We start from the raw sequence: 23,747 nt of genomic DNA, 5'->3' as shown, positions 1-23,747 counted from the left end.
CTGTCCCGCGGCCCGGTGCCGCCGGACAGGACGACCCGATGTCCCGCTCCCGTTCTCCTGCACTCGTCCTCCATGCCGGGCCCCGCGCCCGGCAGCACCTGCTGACCCACGGCCTGTCGCCGCGGGACATCGCCGTCATTCCCGGCGCGGCGGGCGGCCCCAAGGGCCTGGTGCTGACGGCGCTGGACCAGTTCCTCTTCGGCGAGTGGCTGCGGGGCAGCCGCCAGACCATCCACCTGGTGGGTGCCTCCATCGGCGCGTGGCGCCTGGCCACCGCCTGCCTGCCGGACCCGCGCGAGGCCTTCGAGCGCTTCGCCCGGGCCTACACCGGGCAGCGCTACGAGGTGCCCCCCGGGCGGCGGCACCCGACGGCGGACCATGTCTCCGAGCGCTTCGCAGGCAGCCTGCGCGCGTTCTACGACGGCCAGGTCGACGCCGTGCTGCGGCATCCCCGCTACCGCCTGCACGTGGTGGCCGCGCGCGGCCGGCACCTGCTGCGGCGCGAGCACCCCCTGGCCACGCCGCTGGGGTATGCCGGCGCCTTCCTCTCGAACGCGCTGAGCCGGCGCGCGCTGGGCGGCTGGCTGGAGCGGGTGATCTTCTCGACGGGGGAGGGTGGCCTGCCCTTCGCCGCGCATGACTTCCGCACCCGCCAGGTGCCGCTGAACGCGCAGAACTTCCACGCCGCGCTGCAGGCCAGCTGCGCCATCCCGTTCGCGCTACGCGCGGTGCAGGACATCCCCGGCGCGCCGCCCGGCGCCTACTGGGACGGCGGCATCACCGACTACCACCTGCACCTGAACTACCACGCGCCGGCCGGCGGCGGCGGCCTGGTGCTGTACCCGCACTTCCAGCGCGCGGTCGTGCCCGGCTGGCTCGACAAGGGCCTGCGCTGGCGGCATGGCGCCACCCCCTTCCTGGACAACATGCTCCTGCTCGCGCCCGATCCCGCCTGGGTCGCCACCCTCCCCAACGGCAAGCTGCCCGATCGCACCGACTTCGCCCGCTACGGCCATGGCGAGGGGGTGGCCGAGCGCACCCGGGCCTGGGACGCCGCGGTCGCGGCCGGCCGGCAGCTGGCCGACGAGTTCGCCGCCTGGCTGGACCGGCCGGACCTGTCGCGGATCCAGCCGCTGTGAGCCCCGGACGCGTCCTCGGCTGGGACCTGCTGCGCGGGCTGTGCGCGCTGGCGGTGGCCAGCTACCACCTGATGGTCTGGCAGGGCCTGGCCGACCTGCCGACCCTGGCCACCTACGGCGTCTACCTGTTCTTCCTGCTCTCCGGGGCGAGCCTGGCCTATGTGTACGGCGACGGGCTGCGTGACCCGCGCTCGGTGGCCGGCTTCCTGGTGCTGCGGTGGCTGCGGTTGGCGCCCCTGTACCTGGCGGTGTGCGTGGGCTTCCTGGCGATGCTGGCCGCGCGCGATGGCGCGTGGACCGACCAGCTCGGTTTCCGGCTGGCGCTCAACGCCAGCTTCGCCTTCGGCCTGTACGACCCCGGGGTGTGGGCCCTGGCCATCGGCGGCTGGTCGCTGGGCATCGAGTTCGTGTTCTACCTGGCCATGCCCGCCCTCGTGCGCGTGCTGCCGCGGCCGGGCCTGCGCTGGGTCGTGCTCGCGCTGCTGGTCGCGGTGCAGGCCGGCTGGATCGCCGCCACCGTGGGCGCGCACGGGCTGGCCGCGGCCAGCGTGGCCTACCACCAGGTGCCGGCCTTCGGGGCGTATTTCTTCGCCGGCTGCCTGGTCGGCTGGGCGCAGCGCCGGGGGCTGCCGCCGCTGTCCGCGCGCGCCGGGGCCGCGGTGTGGCTCGCCATGGGGGCGCTGCTGCTGGCGCTGGCTCCCGCCGTGCCGGGCGACGAGCTCGTGGGCTGGCGCGGCGTGCTGCTGCCGGCGGCCTGCGCGCTGTGCGTGTGGGCCAGCGGGCGGGTGGTGCTGTCGGGGCGGGCCGCGACGCTGGCGGCCTGGCTGGGGGACGTGACCTACGGCGCCTACCTGCTGCACCCCATGGTGTTCTTCGGCTTCACCTGGTTCGTCCTGCCGGCGTTCACCGGCACGCCGATCGAGCAGCTGCCGGCGGCGACGCGGTGGGCCGTGCTGGCGGGCGGGCTGGCGGTGACCTGCGCCCTGGCCAGGGCCAGCGAGCGCTGGTTCGAGCGCCCGCTGCGCAGCGCCGGCCGGCGCCTGCTGCCTACGCCATCCAGGGCTGGCGGGCCAGCGCGTCCTGCTCGAACCGCCTGATCTCGTCGGCCCATTGCAGGGTCAGGCCCACGGCGTCCAGGCCGTTCAGCAGCATGTGCCGCTGCAGCGGGTCGAAGTCGAAGCGCAGGCAGCGGCCGTCGCCGGGCGTGCGGATCTCGCCGGCGGCGAGGTCCACCGTCATCTCGCAGCGCGCCGGGTCGGCGGCCAGGGCCAGCAGGCGCTCCACCTCGGCGGCGGGCAGGCGGATCGCCGGCACGCCGTTGCGGGTGCAGTTGTCGCCGAAGATGCCGCCGAAGGTGGTGCCGATGACGCAGCGGATGCCCAGCTGCCGCATGCCCCAGACCGCGTGCTCGCGGCTGGAGCCGCAGCCGAAGTTCGGGCCGGTGACCAGGATGCGGGCCGCCGTCCAGGGCGACTGGTTCAGGACGAAGCCCGGGCGCGGGCGGCCCGGCGCCTCGAAGCGCAGGTCGTGCAGGAAGCCCTCGGCCAGGCCGCTGCTGCGGTCGATGCCGCGCAGGAACTGCTTGGGCATGATCTGGTCGGTGTCCACATGGGCGGCGGGCAGGGCGGCCGCCACGCCGGTGAGGGTGGTGAAGGGTTCCATGGTGTTCAGCCCTGCGCCGGCAGCAGGCGGCGCACGTCGGTGATCGCGCCGGTGACGGCGGCGGCCGCCACCATCGCCGGGCTCATGAGGTGGGTGCGGGCGCCGGCGCCCTGGCGCCCCTCGAAGTTGCGGTTGGTGCTGGAGGCGCAGCGGTCGCCGGCCTGCAGGTGGTCGTCGTTCATGGCCACGCACATCGAGCAGCCGGCCTGGCGCCACTCGAAGCCGGCCTCCTCGAACACGCGCGCGATGCCCTCGGCCTCGGCCTGGGCGCGCACCTGGGTCGAGCCGGGCACGGCGATGGCGCGCACGCCCGGCGCCACCTTGCGCCCGCGCAGCACGCGGGCGGCGTCGCGCAGGTCGTCGATGCGGCTGTTGGTGCACGAGCCGATGAAGGCATGGCTGATCGCCAGGCCGTCCATGGCCTGGCCGGGGGCCAGGCCCATGTACTCGAGGGCGCGCTCCATGCCGCGGCGGCGGGTGGGGTCGCGCTCGGCGGCGGGGTCCGGCACGGGCTGGCCGATGGCGCCGCCCTGGTCCGGGCTGGTGCCCCAGGTGACCATGGGCGCGACGTCCGTGGCGTCGATCGTGACGGTGGCGTCGAAGGCCGCGTCGTCGTCGCTGCGCAGGCCGCGCCAGGCGGCCACGGCCTGGTCCCACAGCGCGCCCTGCGGCACGCGCGGGCGGCCGTGGAGGTAATCGAACAGGGTGTCGTCCGGCGCGACGATGCCGCCGCGCGCGGCGGCCTCCACCGCCATGTTGCACAGGGTCAGGCGGCCCTCCACGCCCATCGCGCGCACGGCCTCGCCGGTGAACTCGATCACGTGGCCGCTGGCGCCGTCGGCGCCGATCCGGCGTATCAGGGCGAGCACCAGGTCCTTGGCGGTGACGCCCGGGCCCGGGCGGCCGGTGAACTCGACGCGCATCGACTTCATGGGCGTCCAGACCAGGGTCTGGGTCGCCAGCAGGTGCTCGATCTCGCTGCTGCCGATGCCGAAGCCGAGCGCGCCCATGGCGCCGTGGCTGGTGGTGTGGCTGTCGCCGGCGGCGATCACCATCCCGGGCAGCACCAGGCCCTGCTCGCTGGCCACGATGTGCTCGATGCCCTGGCGCGGGTCCAGCATGTCGTACAGCTCGATGCCGTGGCGCGCGCAGTTCTGCGCCAGCAGCGAGACCTGGGTGGCGCGCGCGGCGTCGGCGATGACCATGGTGCGGGCGCTGCGCTCCGGGGTGGTCGGGTTGACGTGGTCGACCACCGCGATCGTGGCCTGCGGCCGCCACACGCTGCGGCCCGCCGCATGCAGCGCGGCGAAGGCCTGCGGGCTGGTGTACTCGTTGAGGACCTGGCGGTCCACGTACAGCAGCACCTTGCCATCGTCGAGGGCGCGCACGGTGTGCGCGTCGACGATGCGGCGGTACAGGGTGCGGCCGCTCACCGCGGGGCCTGCGAGGCGGTGCCGGCGTAGGCCGCGGTCGCGGCCACCACGTCGTCGACGGCGATGTCGGCCTCGGTCAGGCCCTCCGGCAGGACGATCACGCCGTCCTCGTCGGCCACCAGCCGGCGGCCGGGGATGAAGGTGATCCCGCCGAAGGTGACCGGCACGTCCACCTCGCCGGCGCCGTCGCGGCTGCCGCGGCGCGGCACGGTGCCCAGGGCCTTGACGCCGATGTCCATGCCGTCGATCTCGAGGCAGTCGCGGATCACCCCGTTGATCACGAGCCCCGCCCACCCGTTGCGGCTGGCGACACCGGCCATGACATCGCCGAACAGCGCGCGCGCGACCGAGCCGCCGCCGTCGATCACCAGCACCTGGCCGTTGCCCGGCTGGTTGACGGCGTTGCGCATGAGGCCGATGTCCTCATGGCAGCGGATCGTGCGGATCGGGCCGGCGAAGGCGCGGCGCCGGCCGTAGCCGCGAAAGGGAAGGGCGCAGGCCTGGGCGTCCTCGCAGGCGTCGCACAGGTCGGTGGTCTTGGGGATCATGCGGAAGTCATCTCGGGTACTTCAGGGGGGGCGTGCGGGCCCTCGGGCCCGGCACGCGCTGGCGCTCAGTCGGCGCGGACGTTGGCTTCCTTGACCAGCTTGGCCCAGGCGACGGTGTCGGTGGCCAGGAAGCGGGCAAAGTCCTCGGGCGAGCCGCCCAGGATCTCGCCGCCCTGGGAGGCGATCTTCTCCGCCACGTCCGGCATCTTCAGGATGGCGGCGATCTCGGTGTTCAGCTTCTGGGTGATCTCGCGCGGCAGGCCGGCGGGGCCCATCACCGCGAACCACTGCAGCATCTCGGCGTTGGGCACGCCGGCCTCGGCCAGGGTGGGCACGTTGGGCAGCAGCGGCGAGCGCTTGGCGGCGGTGATCGCCAGCAGGCGCAGCTTGCCCGCAGCGGCGTGGGTCATCACGTTGGGCGGGCTCTCGAAGTTCAGTTCGACCTGGCCGGAGAGCAGGTCGACGATGGCCTGGCCGCTGCCCTTGTACGGGATGTGCGTCATCTGCGTGCCGGTGGCCAGCATGAAGCGGGCGGCGCCCAGGTGCTGGGCGCTGCCGCCGCCGGAGGAGGCGAAGCGCAGCGCGCCGGGCTTGGCCTTGGCCAGGGCCACGAAGGACTTCACGTCCTGCGCCGGCACGTTGGGGTTCACCGTGAGCAGCAGCGGGGTGCTGGCGACACGGATGATGGGCGTGAAGTCCTTGATCACGTCGTACGGCAGCTTGGGGTACAGCGCCGGGGCGACGGAGTTGGAGTTGCTGTGCGCCATCAGCAGGGTGTAGCCATCGGGCTTGGCCTTGGCCACCAGGTCGGCGCCCAGGGTGCCGGCGGCGCCGGCCTTGTTCTCGATGACCACGGGCTGGCCCAGGCGCTCGGAGAGCTTCTGGCCGATGACGCGGCCCAGGACGTCGGTGAAGCCGCCGGGGGCGAAGCCCACGACGATGCGCAGCGGCTTGTCGGGCCAGGCCTGGGCGAGCGCGGGGCCGGCGAAGGCCAGGCCGAGGAGGGCGGACAGCGCCAGGCGGCGCGGGAGCTTGAAGCGGGGCATGGGGTCTCCTGCGTGTGGGACGGAAAGCGGCGATTGTCACCGCTGCGCGGCGGCCTTCCTGTCATGTCCGCGTCCCGGATGCGGGCGCGCCGGCGGGCCCGGTTACGATGCCCCAGTTTTCCAGCCGACCGATGCCACACCCGCGACTCACCCCTGCGATGCGTTCCGTGCTCCAGCGCATGGCCCGCGCGGGCAAGCCTCCCCTGCACACCCTGCCGCCGGCGCAGGCCCGCGCCGCGTACGAGGCCGGCGCCGGCGTGCTCGAGATCTCCAGGCCGGCGCTGGCCCGCGTCGAGGACTTCACGATCCCCGCGCGCGACGGCCATGCGCTGCCCGCCCGCCTGTATGCCGGCGAGGGCGCGGCGCCGCGCCCCTGGCTGCTGTACCTGCATGGCGGCGGCTTCACCGTGGGCAGCATCGCCACGCACGACACGCTGTGCCGCGAACTGGCGCGCCGCAGCGGCTGCGCCGTCGTGTCGCTCGGCTACCGCCTCGCGCCGGAACACCGCTTCCCGGTGGCGGTGGACGACAGCTGGGACGCGCTCCAGTGGCTCGTGCGCGAGGGCACCAGCCTCGGCCTGGACCCGGCCCGCTTCGCCGTGGGCGGCGACAGCGCCGGCGGCACCCTGGCCACGGTCTGCGCCATCGCCTGCCGCGACGCCGGCCTGCCGCTGAGGCTGCAGCTGCTGGTCTACCCCGGCTGCGCGCCGCGTGCCGAGCTGCCGTCGCGCCTGCATTACCGCGAGGGCCTGCTGCTGGACGAGACGCTGATCGACTACTTCTTCGCCCAGTACATCGCCGAGCACGAGCGCGATGACTGGCGCTTCGCCCCGCTCAACGCCCCGGACGTCGACGGCGTCGCCCCGGCCTGGTTCTGCCTGGCCGAGTGCGACCCGCTGGTGGACGAAGGCCTGGCCTACGCGGACAAGCTGCGCGCCGCCGGCGTGCCCGTGCAGCTGGAGCTGTACCACGGCGTGGTGCATGAATTCATCAAGATGGGACGGGTGATCCCCGAGGCGCTGCAGGCCCATGCCGACGCCGCGCGGGCCCTGTCGGAGGCGCTGCTCGCATGAACGACGACACCCTGGCCCCGCTGCGCGCGCTGGCGGCGGACTTCAAGGCCGGCCTGCCGGTGCTGGCCGTGCGCACTGGCGACTGGGCCTCGCTGCGGGACGACGCGGCCCCGGTCCGCGTCCGGGTCTTCGTGCACGAGCAGGGCATCCCCGCCGAGATGGAGTGGGACCAGGACGATGCCACCGCGCTGCATGTGGTCGTGGCCAGCCGCGCCGGCGTGCCGGTGGCCACCGGGCGGCTGCTGCGGGGCGGCCCGGGCATCGCCAAGATCGGCCGGGTCGCGGTGCACGAGGCGCTGCGCGGCGCCGGCGTGGGCCGGCTGGTGATGCGCACGCTGATGGACGCCGCCCGCGACCGCGGCGACCGCGAGGTGGTGCTGCATGCGCAGCGCAGCGCCGAGGCGTTCTACCGCGACCTGGGCTTCATCCCGCGGGGCGAACCCTTCGACGAGGTGGGCATCCCCCACATCGAGATGGCCGCGCCGCTGCGGGCCGGCTGAGGCATGGCGCGCCACCGCAGCGCCCGTCCGGCGGCCCCGGCCGCCGCGCCCGCCATCCCGCCAGCGGCTGCAACCACCGCGACGACCTCGATGCCCGCCTGGCAGGACCGGCCCGCCGCGCTGCTCGCGCTGATGGCCCTGCTCGTGCCCGCCCTGGGCGTGCCCTCGGAGCTGATGCTGCAGGACACCTTCAAGTCCGCCGCGGTCGCCTTCCTCACGCTCGGTGCGGCGCTGGCCTTCTTCTGGGCGCAGCGCCGCGAGGCCGCGCCGGTCCACTGGCACGCGGTGCTGTGGCTGCCGCTGGCGCTGCTCGCCTGGGCGCTGGGCAGCATGGCCTGGTCGCATGCGTTCCTGGGCGGGGTGGAGGCGGTGCGCTGGACGCTGTTCACGCTGCTGGCGTGGCTGGCGATGCAGCTGCTGACCCCGCAGCGCCTGCCCTGGCTGGCGCTTGGGGTGCATGCCGGCACCGTGGCCTGCTCGCTGTGGGCGGCCTTGCAGTTCTGGTTGGACTGGCGTTTCTTCCCGCAGGGCCCGAACCCGGCCTCCACCTTCGTCAACCGCAACTTCTTCGCCGAGTACGCGGTGAGCGCGCTGCCGTTCTCCTGGCTGCTGCTGGCGCAGGCCCGCCGGCCCGCGGCCATCGCCGCGATGGCCGCGAGCACCGGCCTGGTCGTCGTCGCGATCGGCATGACCGGCACGCGCGCGGCGCTGATGGCGCTGTGGCTGCAGGTGCTGGTGGTGCTGCCTCTGCTCGTGTGGCGGTGCCGCCGCCAGGTGGCGCTGGCCGGCTGGGATGGCCGGCGCCGCGCCATCGCCGCGGGCGTGCTGCTCGCCACGATCGCAGTGCTCGGCGCGATCCCCACCGGCAACGCCCGCATCGCCGAGGAGGGGCGCGGCCTGACCCCGGCCGCCCGGGCCCTGGTCCGCACCCAGTCGATCCGGCCCGACGACCCCTCGCTGGGCCTGCGCATGCAGATGTGGCAGGCCACCGGCCGCATGGTCGCGGCGCACCCGCTGGCGGGCGTGGGTGCCGGTGCCTGGGAGGTGCAGGTGCCGCGCTTCCAGGCCGGCGGCGCGCAGCTCGAGACCGACTACTACGTGCACAACGAATTCCTGCAGCTGGTCGCCGAGTACGGCCTGGTGGGCTGGGCGGTGCTGGCCGGCCTGCTGGCCTGGCTGCTGCGGGTGGCGGCGGCCACGCTGCGGGATCGCGCACCGGCGGCGCAGGCCGAGGCGCCGTGGCGCGCCACGGCGCTGGCCTCGCTGCTGGTGCTGATGGTGGTGAGCCAGGTCGGCTTCGCCTGGCGGCTGGCGGCCACCGGGGCGCTGTTCGCGCTGTGCCTGGGCCTGCTGGCGGGCTCGCAGGCCCGGCTGGCGGCGCCGCGCCGGCTGGAGGCGTGGCCGATCCAGGGCTGGTCCGCGCAGGCGGCGCGGCTGGGGGTGATCCTGTCGGCGGGCGCGCTGGTGGTCGCGGCGATCATCACCGCCCGGGCCGCCGAGGTCGAGCGCAAGCTGGTCGAGGCGGCGCGGATCGCGCTGACCATCACCGCCTCCGGCCGCCCGCAGGACCCGGCCTGGGGCCCGGCCCGCGCGCAGATGCTGCGGCAGGTGGAGGAGGCGGTGGCCCTCAACCCGCACTACCGCAAGCTCACGCCGATGGTGGCCGACGAGCTCGCCCGCTGGGGCGACTGGTCCAACGCCACCTGGATCTGGGAGTCGGTGCTGGCCTCGCGGCCCTACGTCGTCGCGCTCCTGACCAACGCCGCGCGCGGCCACGCCAACCTGGGCGACGACGCCGGCGCGCGGGCCTACCTGGCGCGGGCCCTCGCGGTGCAGCCGGATGCGCCCTCGGTGCGCTCGCTGGAGGTGGTGCTGCTGGCGCGCGGCGGCGACGAGGCCGGGGCGCTGGCCCGGGCGCGCGACGCGGTGGCGCGCGGCGCCGCGGATGCGGACATGGTGCTGGCCGCCTTCGTGCTCGCGCGCCAGGCGGGCGACGACGCGCTGGCGGCGCGTGCCCGGGACCTTGCCACGCCGCAGCAGCGGGCCTGGATGGACCAGCAGCGCTGAAGGCCGCGGCGCGGGGCCGTCGCGACCCCGATGCCCCGGGCGCCACGGCGTCCCGATCCCCGTGCGAGCCGGATGCCGGGGGCCCGCCGTTGCCGTCAGATGTCCGCGAGCAGCTCGTACGGCAGCGGCTGCAGCGACAGCACCGGCCCGCCGGCCGCGCCCGCATGCAGGCTGCCGCCTTCCATGGCCGCCAGCTGCAGCGAGACGATGGCGTCCCAGCCGCCGCCCGGTGCCGGCGCGGCCTGGGCCACCAGGCCGCAGGGCTGCTCCGGGTCTGCCGAGTGGAAGATCTCCTGGCCGGCCTGCAGGGGCGCATCCGCATGGGCCAGCGTGGCGCGGCGCTTGAGCGTGCCGCGGAACTGGCTGCGGGCCACCACCTCCTGGCCGGGGTAGCAGCCCTTCTTGAAGTTGACGCCGTCGACCGACTCGTAATTGAGCATCTGCGGCACGAAGGCCTCGAACAGCGGCTGGCCCAGGGTGGCGACGCCGCTGCGCACCTCACCCCACAGCCAGGCCTCGTGCGCCAGCGCCGGGCCGGCTGGCTCGGGCGTGCCGGCCGGCGCCAGCCAGAGGGCGCGCGGCTGGCCGTCTGCGGGGTACAGGCCGACCACCTGCGCCTCGCCGCGCGCCTCGACGGCCCAGGGCGCGAGCGTGGCGCCGGCGGCCGCGCCGGCCAGCCCGCGCAGGCTGAATTCCGCGGTGGCATCGGTCAGCCTGGCCTTGGCGCGCAGCACGAACATCGACAGCCGCTTGAGCGTTGCCGGCAGCAGGTCCCGGCTCACCACCAGGGCGATGTCCTGCGGCCCCAGCGGCACGGCGACGAAGCTGGCCTGCATCCGGCCCTTGGCCGAGAGGAAGGCCGCCAGGCGCGCGCGTTGCGGCGGCAGCAGCAGGAAATCGTGGGTGAGTTGGCTGTGGAGGAACTTGCGGGCGTCCTCGCCGGCCGCCCGGATCACCCCGAGGTGGGGCAGGGCGGCCACGCCATCCAGTCGCGTGGTCATCGCTGAATTATCATCCCCGATCACCGTCCCCTGCCCGAACCGGGCCAGTCCCCATCTCCCCTTTGCTCGTGCGGCGCCTCCTCCTGAATGTCCTGATCGCCGCGGCCCTCGCCGCGATCGCCGTCGCCGGCAGCCTGCTGTGGTGGGTCCACCAGCCGATGGCGCTGCGCGCGCCGCGGGTGGACCTGTCCATCGAGCCCGGCACCCTGCCGCGCGAGGTGGCCCGCGTCGTGCGCGAGGCGGGCGTGGACGTGGAGCCGTTGCTGCTGTTCGCGTGGTTCCGCGTGTCCGGCCAGGCCCGCCAGATCAAGGCCGGCAGCTACGAGCTGGAGGCTGGCGTCACGCCGCGCGCCCTGCTGGCCAAGCTGGCACGCGGCGACGAGGCGTTGCGCGCCGTGACCCTGATCGAGGGCTGGACCTTCCGCCAGTTCCGCGCCGCCATGGCCCGCGAGGCCGACCTCAAGCCGGACACCGCCGGCCTGAGCGACGAGGCGGTGATGGAGCGCCTGGGCCGCCCCGGCGTGCCCGCCGAGGGCCGCTTCTTCCCCGACACCTACACCTTCAGCAAGGGCGCCAGCGACACCACCGTGCTGCGCCGCGCCCTGCAGGCCATGGACCGCAAGCTCGAGGCCGCCTGGGCCCAGCGCTCGCCGCAGGCCATGGCGCGTACGCCGGCCGAGGCCCTGGTGCTGGCCAGCATCGTCGAGAAGGAGACCGGCCGCGCCGGCGACCGCCCGATGGTCTCCGCGGTGTTCAACAACCGCCTGCGCATCGGCATGCCGCTGCAGACCGACCCCACCGTGATCTACGGCCTCGGTCCCGCCTTCGACGGCAACCTGCGCCGCGCCGACCTGGTGGCCGACACGCCCTGGAACACCTACACCCGCCGCGGCCTGCCGCCCACGCCCATTGCCATGCCGGGCAAGGCCTCGCTGCTCGCGGCGGTGCAGCCGGCCTCCAGCCCGGCGCTGTATTTCGTGGCCCGCGGCGACGGCAGCAGCCATTTCAGCCAGACGCTCGACGAACACAACCGGGCCGTCAACAAGTACCAGCGGGGGCAGTGAACGGGCATGGACCAGGGACTCTTCATCAGCTTCGAAGGCATCGACGGTGCCGGCAAGTCGACCCACATCGACGCCCTGGCCCAGGCCTTCGCCGCCGCCGGCCGGCGCGTCACCCGCAGCCGCGAGCCCGGGGGCACGCCGCTGGCCGAACGCCTGCGCGAACTGGCGCTCCATGAGCCCATGGATGCCCTGACCGAGGCCCTGCTGATGTTCGCCGCCCGCCGCGACCACCTGCAGCAGGTGATCGAGCCGGCCCTCGCCGCCGGCGGGGTGGTGATCTGCGACCGCTTCACCGACGCCACCTTCGCCTACCAGGGCGGGGGCCGCGGCTTCGACTGGGACACGCTGGCCCAGCTCGAACGCATGGTGCAGGGCAGGGCGGGGCAGGGCCTGCGCCAGCCGCACCTGACGGTGCTGTTCGAGCTGGACCCGGGCGAGGCCGCCCGCCGCCTGGCCGGCGCGCGCGTGCCGGACAAGTTCGAGTCCCAGCCGCTGGACTTCTTTGCCGCGGTGCAGGCCGGCTACCGCCGCCGTGCCGAGGCGGAGCCGGCCCGCTTCGCCCGCATCGATGCCGCGCAGCCGCGCGAGGCGGTGTGGGACGCGGTGCGCGGCGCCGTGGCCGCGCGGGGGTGGCTGTGACCGCCCCGTGGATCGCCGGCCAGGTGCGGGCCCTGCAGGCCCAGCCCGGCCACGCACTGCTGCTGCAGGGCCCCTCGGGCCTGGGCCAGTACGACCTGGCGCTGGGCCTGGCGCGGGCCTGGCTGTGCGAGTCGCCCTCGGCCGACGGCGCCTGCGGCACCTGCGCCAGCTGCCACGCGATCGACGTGCGCACCCACGCCGACCTGTGCTTCCTGATGCCCGAGACCCACATGCTGGCCCTGGGCTGGCCGCTGTCGGAGAAGGCGCAGAAGGAGATCGACGACAAGGCCCGCAAGGCCAGCAAGGAGATCCGGGTCGACGCCATGCGCGACGCGGTGGAGTTCTCCCAGCGCACCAGCGCCCGCGGGCGCGGCAAGGTGGTGGTGGTCTACCCCGCCGAGCGCATGAACGCGATCACGGCCAACACCCTGCTCAAGACGCTGGAGGAGCCGGTGGGCGAGGTGCGCTTCATCCTCGCCAGCGAGGCGGCGCACCAGCTGCTGCCCACCATCCGCAGCCGCTGCCTGACCCACACCCTGGCCTGGCCCCAGCCCGGGGAGGCGCTGGCCTGGCTGCTGGCCGAGGGCGTGCCCGAGGCCGACGCCGCAGTGCTGCTGCGCGCCGCCGGAGGCCGCCCGGAAGATGCCCTGCGCCGCGCCCAGGCCGGGCGCGATGCCCGCCAGTGGAGCCAGCTGCCCAGGGCCGTGGCCCGCGGCGAGGTCGCGGCCCTGGGCGACTGGTCGCCGGCCGAGGCGGTCGATGCCCTCCAGAAGCTGTGCCACGACCTGCTGGCCACCGCCGCCGGCGGCGTACCGCGCTTCTTCGCGGCCCAGGACCTGCCCGCCGGCGCCTCGCTGCCCCAGCTGGCGGCGTGGTGGCGTGAACTCGCCGCAACGATGCGCACGGTCGAACACCCGTTCAACGCCGGATTGATGCTGGAGTCGCTTGTGACCCGCGCGCGGGCGGCCCTACACTCGGGGCGTCCCTGAGCCTCATGAGCACGCCCCTCCCCACCCCGCCCCGGCCCAGCGTCATCCAGCTGGCGATCCGCGAGAAGGCCGCCCTCTACGCGGCCTACATCCCGCTGTTCAAGGAAGGCGGCGTGTTCATCCCGACCACGCGGGACTACAAGCTCGGTGACGATGTCTACGTGCTGCTGTCGCTGCCGGACGACCCCCAGCGCTACCCGATCGCGGGCAAGGTGGCCTGGGTCACCCCGGCGCGCGCCGCGGCCAACCGCACCCAGGGCGTCGGCATCCGCTTCCCGGCGGACGAGAAGTCCCGGCTCCTGAAGATCAAGATCGAGGAGATCCTGGGCAGCCACCTGGCCTCCGACCGGCCGACCCAGACCCTCTGATCCCTGTTTCCCCCGGGCGCCCGCGGGGCGCTCCCTCCGTGCCATGTACGTCGATTCCCACTGCCACCTGAGCTTCCCCGAGCTGCGCGAGCAGCTGCCCGCGATCCGCGAGGCCATGGCCGCCGCCCGGGTCGACCGGGCCCTTTGCATCTGCACCACGCTGGAGGAGTTCGGCGACGTCCATGCCCTGGCCGTGGCCCATGACAACTTCTGGGCCACCGTCGGCGTCCATCCGGACAACGAGGGCGTGCAGGAGCCCACGCTGGAGGACCTGGTGCGGCGCTCGGCCCTGCCGCGGGTCGTCGCCATCGGCGAGACCGGGCTGGACTACTACCAGATGGACGACCGCAAGGGCGGCCGCAGCGTGGCCGACCTGGAGTGGCAGCGCGAGCGCTTCCGCACCCACATCCGCGCGGCACGGCAGGTCGGCAAGCCGATGGTGATCCACACCCGCGCCTCCTCGGGCGACACGCTGGCCATCCTGAAGGAGGAGGGCGAGGACGGCTCCCCGGGCAGCGCCGGCGGCGTCTTCCACTGCTTCACCGAGACGGCCGAGGTGGCGAGGGCGGCGCTGGACCTGGGCTACTACATCTCCTTCTCCGGCATCCTCACCTTCAAGAGCGCGGCCGAGCTGCGCGAGGTGGCCGCCTTCGTGCCGCTGGACCGCATGCTGATCGAGACCGACAGCCCCTACCTCGCGCCGGTGCCCTACCGCGGCAAGACCAACTCGCCGGCCTACGTGCCCTACGTTGCCGCCCAGATCGCCCAGCTGCGCGGCATGACGCCGGAAGCGGTGGGCGAGGTCACCAGCGCCAACTTCGAACGCCTGTTTCCCGAGGCCCGATGATGATGAGAAGCTGGATGAGGTTTGTCGCTTATCTGGTTGTCATTATTGGAGTTTCTTCGTCGTTCGCTGGCTCGTACGAGGACTTTTTCACCGCCATCCGGCGTGATGACACCGGCACCCTCCGCCAACTCCTGCAGCGCGGCTTCGACCCCAACACGCCCAGCCCGGAGGGCCAGCACGGGCTCTACCTGGCGTTGCGGGACGAGGCGCCCCGGGTGGCGGAGCTCCTGGCCGGCTGGCCGCAGACCCGGGTCGAGCACCGCAACCTGGCCGACGAGAGCCCGCTGATGATGGCCGCGCTCAAGGGCCGGCTGGCGATCGCCCGCAAGCTCATCGAGCGCGATGCCGACGTCAACAAGCCCGGCTGGGCGCCGCTGCATTACGCCGCCACCGGCGGGCACCTGGACATGATCCGGCTGCTGCTGGAGCACCATGCCTACATCGACGCGGAGTCGCCCAACGGCAGCACGCCGCTGATGATGGCTTCGATGTACGGCTCCTCGGACGCGGTCAGGCTGCTGCTCGACGAAGGCGCCGACGCCAGCCTGAAGAACCAGCTCGGCCTGGACGCCCGTGCCTTCGCACTGCGCGTGGGCCGGCAGGATGTGGCGGACCTGATCGCCGCGAGGCTTCGGCAGAAGGCGCCCGCCGGCGCCTGGTGAATGCGGCCCCGACTGGGGCCGATCCATCGCCATGAAAATAACACGATGTGCGTTATGTCAAATAACGAATCGAGCGACGCCGGCAAGGCCGGCAGCGACCGCCCCCGCCCGCCCCTTGCCTCACCCGTCCTTGCGATCGACTTCGGTGCGCAGCACGGTGTAGCGGGTCAGCGCCTCCTGCGGCGCGACCACCCCGCCCAGCCGCTCGGCCAGCGCCATGACACGCGGGCTGCGGGTCTCGCCGATCACCGCCCGGTAGCCCGCATCGCCCGCACCCCGCGCCTGGGCCTGCTTGAGCGCCTTGCCGATGCCGTGCCCGCGAAGCTCCGGGTCCACCAGCAGCTGAGACACGCAGACTTCCGACGCCTCCAGTCCTTCATCCTTCAGCACGGCGGCTTCCTGGGGCGTCTGGGTGTGGCGTGGATGGGGATCCAGCGTCGCGCAGCCGACGACCCGGCCGTCGACGACGGCGATGAAGGCATCGTGGCGCGGGTTGCTCGCCATCCAGGCCTGTACCGTGGCGCTGGCCGGCCCGGGCGCGGTGCCTTCGTCGCCGGCCTCGTTGTCCGGCGCGCACCGCTCGAGGAACGCCTCCATCGGCGCCAGGTCCTTGGGCGTGGGACGCCGCACCAGCGCCTCGACGCCGCTGCGGGTGAAGAAGCGGATCTCCACCGGCGGCTTCACGGCCGCCAGGTCGTGATTGGCCCGCGGCTCGAGGGACGCGGCCTTGGCCAGCTGGCGCGCCCCCAACGGCGGGGCATCGGCCGGGGCCTGGGACAACGCCTGGGACAGCGCGCCGGGCACGCGCGGCGGCATGGGCGGCAGCCGCGTCGCCATGGGCCCGCCCGCCTGGCGCAGCGCGCTGCGGCCCAGGTTGCCCATCCATCCGAACAAGGAACTCACGGTCTTGAACATGTCGGCCTCCCAGTAGCGCCCGGCCACCCGGCCAGGCCGCGACGAGGTTAGGCCCGGGCGCGGCGCCGCGGGTCGCCCGTCCGGGTAAGCCCGGTGTGGCTCGAGCGCAAAACCGGGGATACCGCACAGTCCGCACAATAGGCCCATGGCCGCCTTTCTCACCGTCACGCTCAACCCTGCCCTCGACCTGAACACCACCGTGGACCGCGTGGTCGACGCCCACAAGCTGCGCTGCGGCGAGCCGGTCATCCACCCCGGCGGCGGCGGCGTGAATGTCGCCCGCGTGCTCCACCGCCTGGGCGCTGACGTGCTGGCCCTCTACACCGTCGGCGGCGCCACCGGCGAACGGCTCAGCCGCCTGGTGGTGGCCGAGGGCGTCCCCAGCCTGTACCTGCCGATCGGCGGCGAGACGCGCGAGAGCTTCACCGTGCGCGAAACCGCCACCGGCCATGAATACCGTTTCGTGCTGCCGGGCCCCACGCTCAACGACACCGAGTGGCAGGCGGCGCTGGACCGCGTCGCCACCCTCCCCTCGGTCCCGCGCTGCATCGTCGCCAGCGGCGGCCTGGCGCCCGGTGTCCCGGACGATTTCTACGCCCGGCTGGCCCGCCTGGCACGCGCCCGCGGGGCCCGCCTGGTGCTCGACACCGCCGGGCCGCCCTTGGCCGAGGCCTTGCGCGAGGGCGCCTGGATCGTCAAGCCCAGCCTGCGGGAACTCAGCGACCTCGTCGGCCGCCCCCTGGCGACGGCGCAGGCGCGGGAGGCGGCGGCGCGTGCCCTGGTGGACAGCGGGCAGGCGGAAGCGGTCGCCCTGTCCCTGGGCCCGGAAGGCGCGCTGCTGGCCACGGCGGAGGGCGTGTTCCGCGCGAAGCGGGTGGATGTCGCGGTCGCCGGCACCGTGGGCGCCGGCGACAGCTTCCTGGCCGGCCTGGTCTGGGCCCGCGACCAGGACTCGCCCTGGCCCGAGGCCCTGCGCACGGCCGTCGCCGCAGGGACCGCGGCGCTCATCAGGCCGGGGACCGAGCTGGCCCGGCCCGCCGATATCGAGGCCCTGCGCGGGCGTGTCGAGGTCGAGTGAGTACTCCGATTCAGGTGAGTTCTCACGAATGGTTACCAACCCGTTGATTTTTCTCTGGTTTTTACTGTCGCAATAAAAACACAGTCGGCTTGCGGAAGAGCATTCTCCGGAACTACTCTCCTGGACATGCCGATAGCTAAGTTCTCAGGACAGGTCACGCAGGCGGGAGTCGCATGCGCTGGCTGAAGCCGAACCTGCGAAGCAGCCTGTACGCCCTGCTCGGCCATGGCTCAGAGCCGTCGGCGGACCATGTCCACCTGGCCCTGGACCGCATCCGCGATGCGATGCTGGAACTGCTGGGCGAGGACGGCCAGGCCGCCTACCCGGCCTTCGTGCGGCGGGTGCGCTTCGCGGCTGATCCGCAGGCGCTGTGGTTCGCGCGCAGCGACCTCATGGGGGCGCTGGCGGCCCTGCACGGCGAGGCCCGTGCCCGCCAGCAGCTCGAGTCGGTGACGGCCATGTTCACCGGCCTGCTGCCGGCCAGCCTCGAGCCGCGGCCCTCGCGGCACCCGCGCTGAGCCCGCTGACGGCCTGATCCGCGCCGGCGGCAGGCGGCATTCCAAGGGGCCGCCTGCCCCGCGGGCCCTGCCCGCTCAGTGCGCGTGGCCCCAGAGCACCAGGGCGTCGCGGCCCTCCACCACCAGGTCGACCTCGCGGCCCACGGGCAGGACGACCTTGGTCGCCACATGCCCGAACGGCAGGCCAGTGAAGACCGGCGCCTTGACCCGGGTGCGCAGCCAGTCCACCACCGTCTGCAGCTTGAACCCCTTGTCGTGCGGCACCGCCTTGTAGTTGGTGAACTGCCCCAGCAGGATCGCCTTCTGCCGCCCCAGGAGGCCGGCGTGGAGCAGCTGCGTGAGCATCCGCTCGACGCGGTAGGGGTGCTCGTTCACGTCCTCCAGGAACAGGATGCCGCCGTCGGCGGGCGGCAGGTAGGGTGTGCCCACCAGCGACACCAGCACGCTCAGGTTGCCGCCCCACAGCGGGCCATGGGCGCGCCAGGGCTTCTCGCGCGCCTCGGCGCGGGGCAGCTGCCAGCCGGTGCCCTCCCCCGCCCCGCCGGCCAGGTCGTCGAAGCAGGCCAGCATGATGTCGTCGGGCTCGCCCTCGACGCCGAAGTCCTCGCCCAGGGCCGGGCCGGCCCAGGTGGTGGCGCCGGCGCGGGCGGCCACGGCGTTCTGGAGGGCGGTGAAATCGCTCAGGCCGACGAAGCGCGTGCCGCGCTCGATGGCGCGGGCCACCGCCTTGTAGCGGATGTCCGGCAGCAGCCGGGTCAGGCCGTAGCCGCCGCGCGTGATCAGGGCGATGTCGGCGCCGCTGGCGGCGGCGCGGTGGATGGCGGCCAGGCGGGTGGCGTCGTCCCCGGCAAAACGCATGTGGCTGGCGAAGGCGGCCTCGTCGACCTCGACCTCGTGGCCCAGGGCGCGCAGGCGGGCGATGCCGCGGCGCGCGGCGGCCTTGTCGCGCACCGCGCTGGAGGGGGAATAGATGTAGATGTGGCTCAAGCGGCGTCCTCGGGAAACTGGCCGAGGGCGCGTGCCGCGGCGAGCACGCCGTCCTCGGGGGAAATGGGGTCGGTCGGCGCCACCAGGCCCTCGAAGGCCCGCAGCGCGGCGCGGTGGCCGCGGTCGGGGAACGGGGCATCGAAGGCGTCGTGCGTGGCCGCATTGGCGCGCGGCTCCACCTGCAGCAGGCCGACGCAGCGCTCGGGCAGCGCCAGGCGCAGGCCCTTGCCCAGGGGCAGGCCGGCCGCCTGCACCACCACCACCTGGCGCAGGTCCAGGCGCAGCACCAGGTCACGCAGCACCGACAGGTGCCAGTCCAGGTCGTGCGCGGTTTCGCGCTTGGGCTTGTCGCTGCGGCCGAAGCCGGCGAGGTCGGGCGCCACCACGCGGTGGCCGGCGCGCAGGAAGACCGGGATCATGTCGCGGAACTGGTAGCTCCAGGCGGCCGGGCCGTGGACGCACAGCCAGGTGCGCGGCGCGTCCTGCGGGCCCTCGTCGACATAGTGCAGGCGCAGGCCTGCCAGCGACGGCAGGTCGGCCAGGTAGTTGGGCGTCCAGGGGAAGCCGGCCAGCGACTCGAAGCGGCTCTCCGGCGTGCGCAGCGCGTCCTCGCGCAGCGGCTGCCCGCCGGCGCGCTGGTCCTCGCGGCGCTGGCGGAAGAAGCCGCCGAGCAGCTCACCGCAGTCCTGCGCGAGCACGCCGCCCTCGATCGCGGTGTGGTGGTTCAGGCGCTCCTGCGCGAACAGGTCGACCACCGAGCCGGCGGCGCCGGTCTTGGGGTCCTGTGCGCCGTAGACGACGCGCGCCAGCCGGGCATGGAGCATGGCGCCGCTGCACATGGCGCAGGGCTCCAGGGTCACGTACAGCTCGCAGCCGTCGAGGCGGTAGTTGCCCAGGGCCTGGGCCGCCATGCGCAGCGCCTGCACCTCGGCATGGGCCGTGGGGTCGTGGCTGCCGACCGGGGCGTTGTGGCCGGTGCCGACCACCCGGTCGCCCTGCACCACCACGGCGCCCACCGGCACCTCGCCGGCCTCGGCCGCCCGCTGCGCCTGCTCGATCGCCAGGCGCATGAAGGCCTGGTCGCGGCGGGCCTTCTCGTCGCTGCTGGAAGTGGAAGGCTGTTGCATAGGCGGCGATCGTACCCGGGCGCGGCCGGGGACCGCCGCCGCGTCCTCAGACGGACAGGCGCATCCGGTCGGAAGCGATGAAGAACTTGCGCGCGTAGGCCAGGAGCTGGCCGTCGGTGGGATGGTCGGACGACTCCACCGACACCACCTTCTCGGCCACGGCCGGGTGCTGCTTCAGGAGGTACTTGTACAGGACGGTCTTCTCGGTGCCCGGGCCGGTCAGGAGGATGGCCTCGGCATCCTTCACGGCGGAGACGACCTGCTCCAGGTAGGCGCGGTCCTCGCCGGTGCGGCCGCCGTTGCCGCCGGCCTTCACGTGCAGGTGCGGCTTGTGGGCGGACTTGATGATGTCCGTCTGCGACTCGTCGCGGTTGAAGTGGATGACGTGGGCCTCGGTGTGGTCCAGCCAGGCGACGACGTGAAAGCTGTGCATGCGTTCCTTTCGAGTGTTGACGGACTCAGGTTAAACCCGCGGTCCGCCCCGCCCGTTGACGCACGTCAACCCGTGGTCGAAGCGCCTTCCATGGTCAGGTTGACCTGCTTTTTCCGCTGGCGCACGCGCAGGTACAGCCAGCCCGCGATCGAGAGGTTCAGGAGGTTCCAGCCGATGCCGTTGAGGAAGGCGGCGCGGTAGCTGCCGGTGAGGTCGAACACCCAGCCCGAGAGCCAGCCGCCCAGGGCCATCCCCACCAGGGTGGCCATGATCACCGCGCCCACCCGCGCGCCGGCCTCCTGGGGCCGGAAGTGCTCGCGCACGATGATCGCGTACGAGGGCACGATGCCGCCCTGGAACAGCCCGAACATCGCCGACACCACGTACAGCGACACCAGCCCGTCGAACGGCAGGAACAGCAGCAGCGCCAGGCCCTGCAGCGCCGACCCGAGCAGCAGCGTGGCCACCCCGCCGATGCGGTCGCAGATCATCCCCGAGACCAGCCGGCTGACGATGCCGCAGGCCAGCATCAGCGAGAGCATCTGCGCGCCGCGGGCGGCGCCGAAGCCGAGGTCGGAGCAGTAGGCCACGATGTGCACCTGGGGCATCGACATCGCCACGCAGCAGGCCACGCCGGCCACGCACAGCAGGAACTGGGCGTGCGCCGGGCGCAGGCCGAAGGGCCGGTCGGTGCCGCCGCTGGCGGCTGCGCCGGCCCGGGGCGCCGCCCCGTCCACCAGCGGGGGGCGCTGGCGCATGGCCAGCGACAGCAGCAGCATGCCGGCGCCGCAGGCCAGTCCCATGCCGATGTAGGTGTGGCGCCAGCCGATGGTCTCGATGCCCCACTGCACCACCGGCGGCCAGAACGAGCCGGCGACGTAGTTGCCGCTGGCGCACACGGCCACCGCGATGCCGCGGCGGCGGTTCCACCACAGGGCGGTGTCCGCCATCAGCGGGGCGAAGGTGGAGGAGCTCCCCAGCAGGCCGAGCAGCAGGCCGTGCGCGAGGGCGAAGGTCCAGATGCTGGCGGACAGGCCGGCCCAGACGAAGCCGCCGCACACCGCCGCGGCCCCGATCCACAGCACGCGGCTGATGCCGTGGCGGTCGGCGATGCGCCCCGTGAACAGGCCGCCCAGGCCCAGGGCGACCATCATCACCGTGTAGGGCATGGCGGCGTCGGCCCGGCCCACGCCGAATTCGGCCTGCACCGCGGGCAGCACCACGGAGACCACGTACATGCCGCTGTTGCCCAGGGTCACCAGGCCCAGCGTCGCGAGCAGGCGCCACGCGGCGTAGCGCGAGTCGATCAGCGCAGGGTCGGCCGGCGCGTGGCGCGCGGAGGCGGCGGATGGCATGGCCATGACTCTAAGGCCTGGCGCGTGCCGCCGACAGCCGCCTGGGGGACACGGCCCGGACCCGCCGCCGGCGGCGGCCGTGATTCACCCCGGGCGGCGCGGGGACGGGCACCTTCCTAGAATCCCCGCATCATGGATCGCCTGATCAATGCCCTGGGGTTCCAGGCCGGCTGGTGGGCCTGCGTGGCGGGCGTCGCGTCCGGGTACGAGGTGCCGGCGCTGGCCTTCTGCGGCGCGCTGGCGCTCGCGCACCTGTACACCTCGGCGCAGCCCGCGCAGGAGGCACGCCTGGCCGGCGCCAGCCTCGCGCTCGGCATCCCGCTGGACACCCTGCTGCAGCAGTTCTCGGTGATAGATTTCCACGGCCTGGCGATCGGGCCGCTCAGCCCGCTGTGGCTGTGGATGCTGTGGGTGCTGTTCGCGCTGACCCTGAATTCCTCGCTGGCCTTCCTGCAAGGCCGGCACTGGGCGCTGTCCGCGGCGCTGGGCCTGGTGTTCGGCCCCCTCGCCTATGCGGGTGGCGCGGCCCTGGGCGCCGCGTCGTTCGACGGCGCGCCCGGCCACCTCGCCGCGCTGGCGGGGGCCTGGATGCTGGCGCTCCCGGCGCTGGTGCAGCTTGCGTGCCGGAAGCGCCGGGCGCAGGCGCCGCGTGAGGCCGGGGCGCCCGCCCCGCTCACTCCCACTCGATCGTCGCGGGCGGCTTGGAGCTCACGTCGTAGGTGACGCGGTTGATGCCGCGCACCTCGTTGATGATGCGGCCCGAGACCTTCTTCAGCAGCGCGTAGGGCAGTTCGGCCCAGTCGGCGGTCATGAAGTCGCTGGTCTGCACCGCGCGCAGGGCCACGACGTAGTCGTAGGTGCGGCCATCACCCATCACGCCCACGCTCTTGACCGGCAGGAACACGGTGAAGGCCTGGCTGGTCAGGTCGTACCAGGTCTTGCCGGTCGACGGGTCGGTGAAGTTGCGCAATTCCTCGATGAAGATCGCATCGGCGCGACGCAGCAGGTCGGCGTACTCCTTCTTCACCTCGCCCAGGATGCGCACGCCCAGGCCGGGGCCCGGGAACGGGTGGCGGTACACCATCTCCGGCGGCAGGCCCAGGGCCACGCCCAGCTCGCGCACTTCGTCCTTGAACAGGTCGCGCAGCGGCTCCAGCAGCTTCAGGCCCAGCTGCTCGGGCAGGCCGCCCACGTTGTGGTGGCTCTTGATGGTGACGGCCTTCTTGCTCTTGGCGCCGCCGGACTCGATCACGTCGGGGTAGATCGTGCCCTGAGCCAGGAAGGTCGCGCCTTTGTGGCCGCCCGTGCCCGCCTTGAGCTTGGCCGCCTCGGCCTTGAACACGTCGACGAACAGGCCGCCGATGATCTTGCGCTTCTTTTCCGGGTCGCTCACGCCGGCCAGCTGGCCCAGGAACAGGTCGCTGGCGTCGACACGGATCACCTTCGCGTGCAGCTTGCCCTCGAACATGTCCATCACCATGTCGCCCTCGTTCAGGCGCAGCAGGCCGTGGTCCACGAAGACGCAGGTCAGCTGGTCGCCGATGGCGCGGTGGATCAGGGCCGCGGCCACCGAGGAGTCCACGCCGCCGGACAGCCCGAGGATCACTTCCTCGTCGCCCACCTGCTCGCGGATCTTCTGCACGGCCTCCTCGATGTGGTCCTTCATGACCCAGTCCGGCCTGGCCTGGCAGATGCCACGCACGAAGCGCTCGAGGATGGCGTGGCCCTGCACCGTGTGCGTGACCTCGGGGTGGAACTGCACCGCGTAGAAGCGGCGGGCCTCGTCGGCCATGCCGGCGATGGGGCAGCTGTCGGTGGAGGCCATCAGCTTGAAGCCCGGGGGCAGCTCGGTCACCTTGTCGCCGTGCGACATCCACACGTTGAGCATGCCGTGGCCCTCGTCGGTGGTGTAGTCGGCGATGTCCTTGAGCAGCTCGGTGTGGCCGCGGGCGCGCACGGCGGCGAAGCCGAACTCGCGCTTGTGGCCGCTCTCGACCTTGCCGCCCAGCTGGTGCGCCATGGTCTGCATGCCGTAGCAGATGCCCAGCACGGGGACGCCCAGCTCGAAGACGGCCTGGGGCGCCTTGTCGGTGCTGTCCTCGTACACGCTGGCATGGCTGCCGGAGAGGATCACGCCCTTGAGCTTGCCGTCGGCGGCGTACTGGCGGACCCAGTCGTCGGTCACGTCGCAGGGGTGGACTTCGGAGTAGACATGGGCTTCGCGCACGCGGCGCGCGATCAGCTGCGTGACCTGGCTGCCGAAGTCGAGGATGAGGATCTTGTCGTGTTGCATGGG

At 73.4% G+C, this 23,747-nt stretch carries 25 protein-coding genes; 14 read left to right on the top strand and 11 right to left on the bottom strand.

Annotation, left to right across the window (positions count from 1 at the left end; translation table 11 throughout):
• The first annotated feature begins 38 nt into the window (after positions 1-38).
• Complete coding sequence (locus ACT80S_RS06780; RefSeq protein WP_377414250.1) at positions 39-1,139, top strand: patatin-like phospholipase family protein; 1,101 nt, start codon at positions 39-41, stop codon at positions 1,137-1,139.
• Positions 1,136-2,236 (top strand): acyltransferase family protein, encoded by a 1,101-nt coding sequence (locus ACT80S_RS06775; protein WP_377414248.1) that lies wholly within the window; start codon positions 1,136-1,138, stop codon positions 2,234-2,236. Before ACT80S_RS06780 ends, ACT80S_RS06775 begins: the two co-directional genes overlap by 4 nt.
• Here ACT80S_RS06775 and leuD read toward each other — a convergent pair.
• From leuD to ACT80S_RS06755, 4 genes are all read right to left on the bottom strand, one after another.
• The gene (leuD, locus tag ACT80S_RS06770) at positions 2,187-2,801 is read right to left on the bottom strand and encodes a 3-isopropylmalate dehydratase small subunit (protein ID WP_377414246.1); all 615 of its coding nucleotides are present in this window, start codon (positions 2,799-2,801) and stop codon (positions 2,187-2,189) included. The two genes, ACT80S_RS06775 and leuD, sit on opposite strands and share 50 nt — an antisense overlap.
• 5 nt (positions 2,802-2,806) lie before the next feature.
• Positions 2,807-4,234, bottom strand: coding sequence for a 3-isopropylmalate dehydratase large subunit (leuC, locus tag ACT80S_RS06765; RefSeq protein WP_377414243.1), 1,428 nt, complete (start codon positions 4,232-4,234; stop codon positions 2,807-2,809).
• Positions 4,231-4,782: a ribonuclease E activity regulator RraA gene (rraA, locus tag ACT80S_RS06760; protein WP_377414241.1), complete on the bottom strand. Its 552-nt coding sequence runs from the start codon at positions 4,780-4,782 to the stop codon at positions 4,231-4,233. Before rraA ends, leuC begins: the two co-directional genes overlap by 4 nt.
• Positions 4,783-4,847: 65 nt before the next feature.
• Positions 4,848-5,828 carry a Bug family tripartite tricarboxylate transporter substrate binding protein gene (locus ACT80S_RS06755; protein WP_377414239.1) on the bottom strand — a complete coding sequence of 327 codons (981 nt, stop codon included), beginning with the start codon at positions 5,826-5,828 and terminating at the stop codon, positions 4,848-4,850.
• Between the two features lie 158 nt (positions 5,829-5,986).
• On the opposite strand from ACT80S_RS06755, the gene ACT80S_RS06750 reads away from it, so the two are divergent.
• The 3 genes from ACT80S_RS06750 to ACT80S_RS06740 all read left to right on the top strand — a co-directional run bounded on the left by ACT80S_RS06750 (position 5,987) and on the right by ACT80S_RS06740 (position 9,468).
• Positions 5,987-6,901 carry an alpha/beta hydrolase gene (locus ACT80S_RS06750; protein WP_377414237.1) on the top strand — a complete coding sequence of 305 codons (915 nt, stop codon included), beginning with the start codon at positions 5,987-5,989 and terminating at the stop codon, positions 6,899-6,901.
• Positions 6,898-7,401 (top strand): GNAT family N-acetyltransferase, encoded by a 504-nt coding sequence (locus ACT80S_RS06745; protein ID WP_377414235.1) that lies wholly within the window; start codon positions 6,898-6,900, stop codon positions 7,399-7,401. Before ACT80S_RS06750 ends, ACT80S_RS06745 begins: the two co-directional genes overlap by 4 nt.
• A gap of 90 nt (positions 7,402-7,491) precedes the next feature.
• Complete coding sequence (locus ACT80S_RS06740) at positions 7,492-9,468, top strand: O-antigen ligase family protein (protein WP_377414233.1); 1,977 nt, start codon at positions 7,492-7,494, stop codon at positions 9,466-9,468.
• Between the two features lie 95 nt (positions 9,469-9,563).
• Here ACT80S_RS06740 and ygfZ read toward each other — a convergent pair whose 3' ends face one another.
• Positions 9,564-10,469 carry a CAF17-like 4Fe-4S cluster assembly/insertion protein YgfZ gene (gene ygfZ, locus ACT80S_RS06735; RefSeq protein WP_377414231.1) on the bottom strand — a complete coding sequence of 302 codons (906 nt, stop codon included), beginning with the start codon at positions 10,467-10,469 and terminating at the stop codon, positions 9,564-9,566.
• A gap of 68 nt (positions 10,470-10,537) precedes the next feature.
• Here ygfZ and mltG point away from each other — a divergent pair, with 68 nt between their 5' ends.
• From mltG to ACT80S_RS06705, 6 genes are read left to right on the top strand one after another with little or no spacing between them, the layout of a single operon-like run.
• Complete coding sequence (mltG, locus tag ACT80S_RS06730) at positions 10,538-11,533, top strand: endolytic transglycosylase MltG (protein WP_377414229.1); 996 nt, start codon at positions 10,538-10,540, stop codon at positions 11,531-11,533.
• A 6-nt stretch (positions 11,534-11,539) separates the two neighbouring features.
• On the top strand, positions 11,540-12,172 hold the full coding sequence (tmk, locus tag ACT80S_RS06725; protein WP_377414227.1) for a dTMP kinase: 633 nt from the start codon (positions 11,540-11,542) through the stop codon (positions 12,170-12,172).
• On the top strand, positions 12,169-13,161 hold the full coding sequence (locus tag ACT80S_RS06720; RefSeq protein WP_377414547.1) for a DNA polymerase III subunit delta': 993 nt from the start codon (positions 12,169-12,171) through the stop codon (positions 13,159-13,161). Before tmk ends, ACT80S_RS06720 begins: the two co-directional genes overlap by 4 nt.
• Positions 13,162-13,166: 5 nt before the next feature.
• Positions 13,167-13,529, top strand: coding sequence for a PilZ domain-containing protein (locus ACT80S_RS06715; RefSeq protein ID WP_377414225.1), 363 nt, complete (start codon positions 13,167-13,169; stop codon positions 13,527-13,529).
• Positions 13,530-13,572: 43 nt separating this feature from the next.
• A complete protein-coding gene (locus ACT80S_RS06710; protein WP_377414222.1) occupies positions 13,573-14,376 on the top strand; it encodes a TatD family hydrolase in 804 nt (267 codons plus the stop codon).
• Positions 14,377-14,390: 14 nt separating this feature from the next.
• Entirely contained in the window at positions 14,391-15,038 is a 648-nt protein-coding gene (locus tag ACT80S_RS06705) for an ankyrin repeat domain-containing protein (RefSeq protein ID WP_377414219.1), read from the top strand.
• Between the two features lie 120 nt (positions 15,039-15,158).
• Here ACT80S_RS06705 and ACT80S_RS06700 read toward each other — a convergent pair whose 3' ends face one another.
• Positions 15,159-15,953 carry a GNAT family N-acetyltransferase gene (locus ACT80S_RS06700; RefSeq protein ID WP_377414217.1) on the bottom strand — a complete coding sequence of 265 codons (795 nt, stop codon included), beginning with the start codon at positions 15,951-15,953 and terminating at the stop codon, positions 15,159-15,161.
• A gap of 145 nt (positions 15,954-16,098) precedes the next feature.
• On the opposite strand from ACT80S_RS06700, the gene ACT80S_RS06695 reads away from it, so the two are divergent.
• Complete coding sequence (locus tag ACT80S_RS06695) at positions 16,099-17,031, top strand: 1-phosphofructokinase family hexose kinase (protein ID WP_377414215.1); 933 nt, start codon at positions 16,099-16,101, stop codon at positions 17,029-17,031.
• Positions 17,032-17,204: 173 nt separating this feature from the next.
• Positions 17,205-17,549 carry a hypothetical protein gene (locus ACT80S_RS06690; RefSeq protein ID WP_377414214.1) on the top strand — a complete coding sequence of 115 codons (345 nt, stop codon included), beginning with the start codon at positions 17,205-17,207 and terminating at the stop codon, positions 17,547-17,549.
• 75 nt (positions 17,550-17,624) lie between these two features.
• Here the strand turns inward: ACT80S_RS06690 and ACT80S_RS06685 are convergent, their stop codons facing one another.
• From ACT80S_RS06685 to ACT80S_RS06670, 4 genes are all read right to left on the bottom strand, one after another.
• Positions 17,625-18,536 carry an LD-carboxypeptidase gene (locus ACT80S_RS06685; RefSeq protein WP_377414212.1) on the bottom strand — a complete coding sequence of 304 codons (912 nt, stop codon included), beginning with the start codon at positions 18,534-18,536 and terminating at the stop codon, positions 17,625-17,627.
• Positions 18,533-19,663 (bottom strand): tRNA adenosine(34) deaminase TadA, encoded by a 1,131-nt coding sequence (tadA, locus tag ACT80S_RS06680; RefSeq protein WP_377414210.1) that lies wholly within the window; start codon positions 19,661-19,663, stop codon positions 18,533-18,535. Before tadA ends, ACT80S_RS06685 begins: the two co-directional genes overlap by 4 nt.
• Before the next feature lie 46 nt (positions 19,664-19,709).
• Positions 19,710-20,096, bottom strand: coding sequence for a translational machinery protein (locus ACT80S_RS06675; protein ID WP_377414208.1), 387 nt, complete (start codon positions 20,094-20,096; stop codon positions 19,710-19,712).
• 65 nt (positions 20,097-20,161) lie between these two features.
• Positions 20,162-21,451 carry an MFS transporter gene (locus ACT80S_RS06670; RefSeq protein WP_377414206.1) on the bottom strand — a complete coding sequence of 430 codons (1,290 nt, stop codon included), beginning with the start codon at positions 21,449-21,451 and terminating at the stop codon, positions 20,162-20,164.
• Between the two features lie 132 nt (positions 21,452-21,583).
• On the opposite strand from ACT80S_RS06670, the gene ACT80S_RS06665 reads away from it, so the two are divergent.
• Positions 21,584-22,174, top strand: a complete 591-nt coding sequence (locus ACT80S_RS06665; RefSeq protein WP_377414204.1) for a DUF2878 domain-containing protein — start codon at positions 21,584-21,586, stop codon at positions 22,172-22,174.
• Here ACT80S_RS06665 and guaA read toward each other — a convergent pair.
• A complete protein-coding gene (gene guaA, locus ACT80S_RS06660; RefSeq protein WP_377414202.1) occupies positions 22,125-23,744 on the bottom strand; it encodes a glutamine-hydrolyzing GMP synthase in 1,620 nt (539 codons plus the stop codon). The two genes, ACT80S_RS06665 and guaA, sit on opposite strands and share 50 nt — an antisense overlap.
• Positions 23,745-23,747: the final 3 nt, after the last annotated feature.

The organism is Ramlibacter sp. MAHUQ-53 (genome assembly GCF_052600055.1).
Note: the sequence above shows the minus strand (reverse complement) of the source record. Positions and strands in the feature narration are given on the sequence as shown.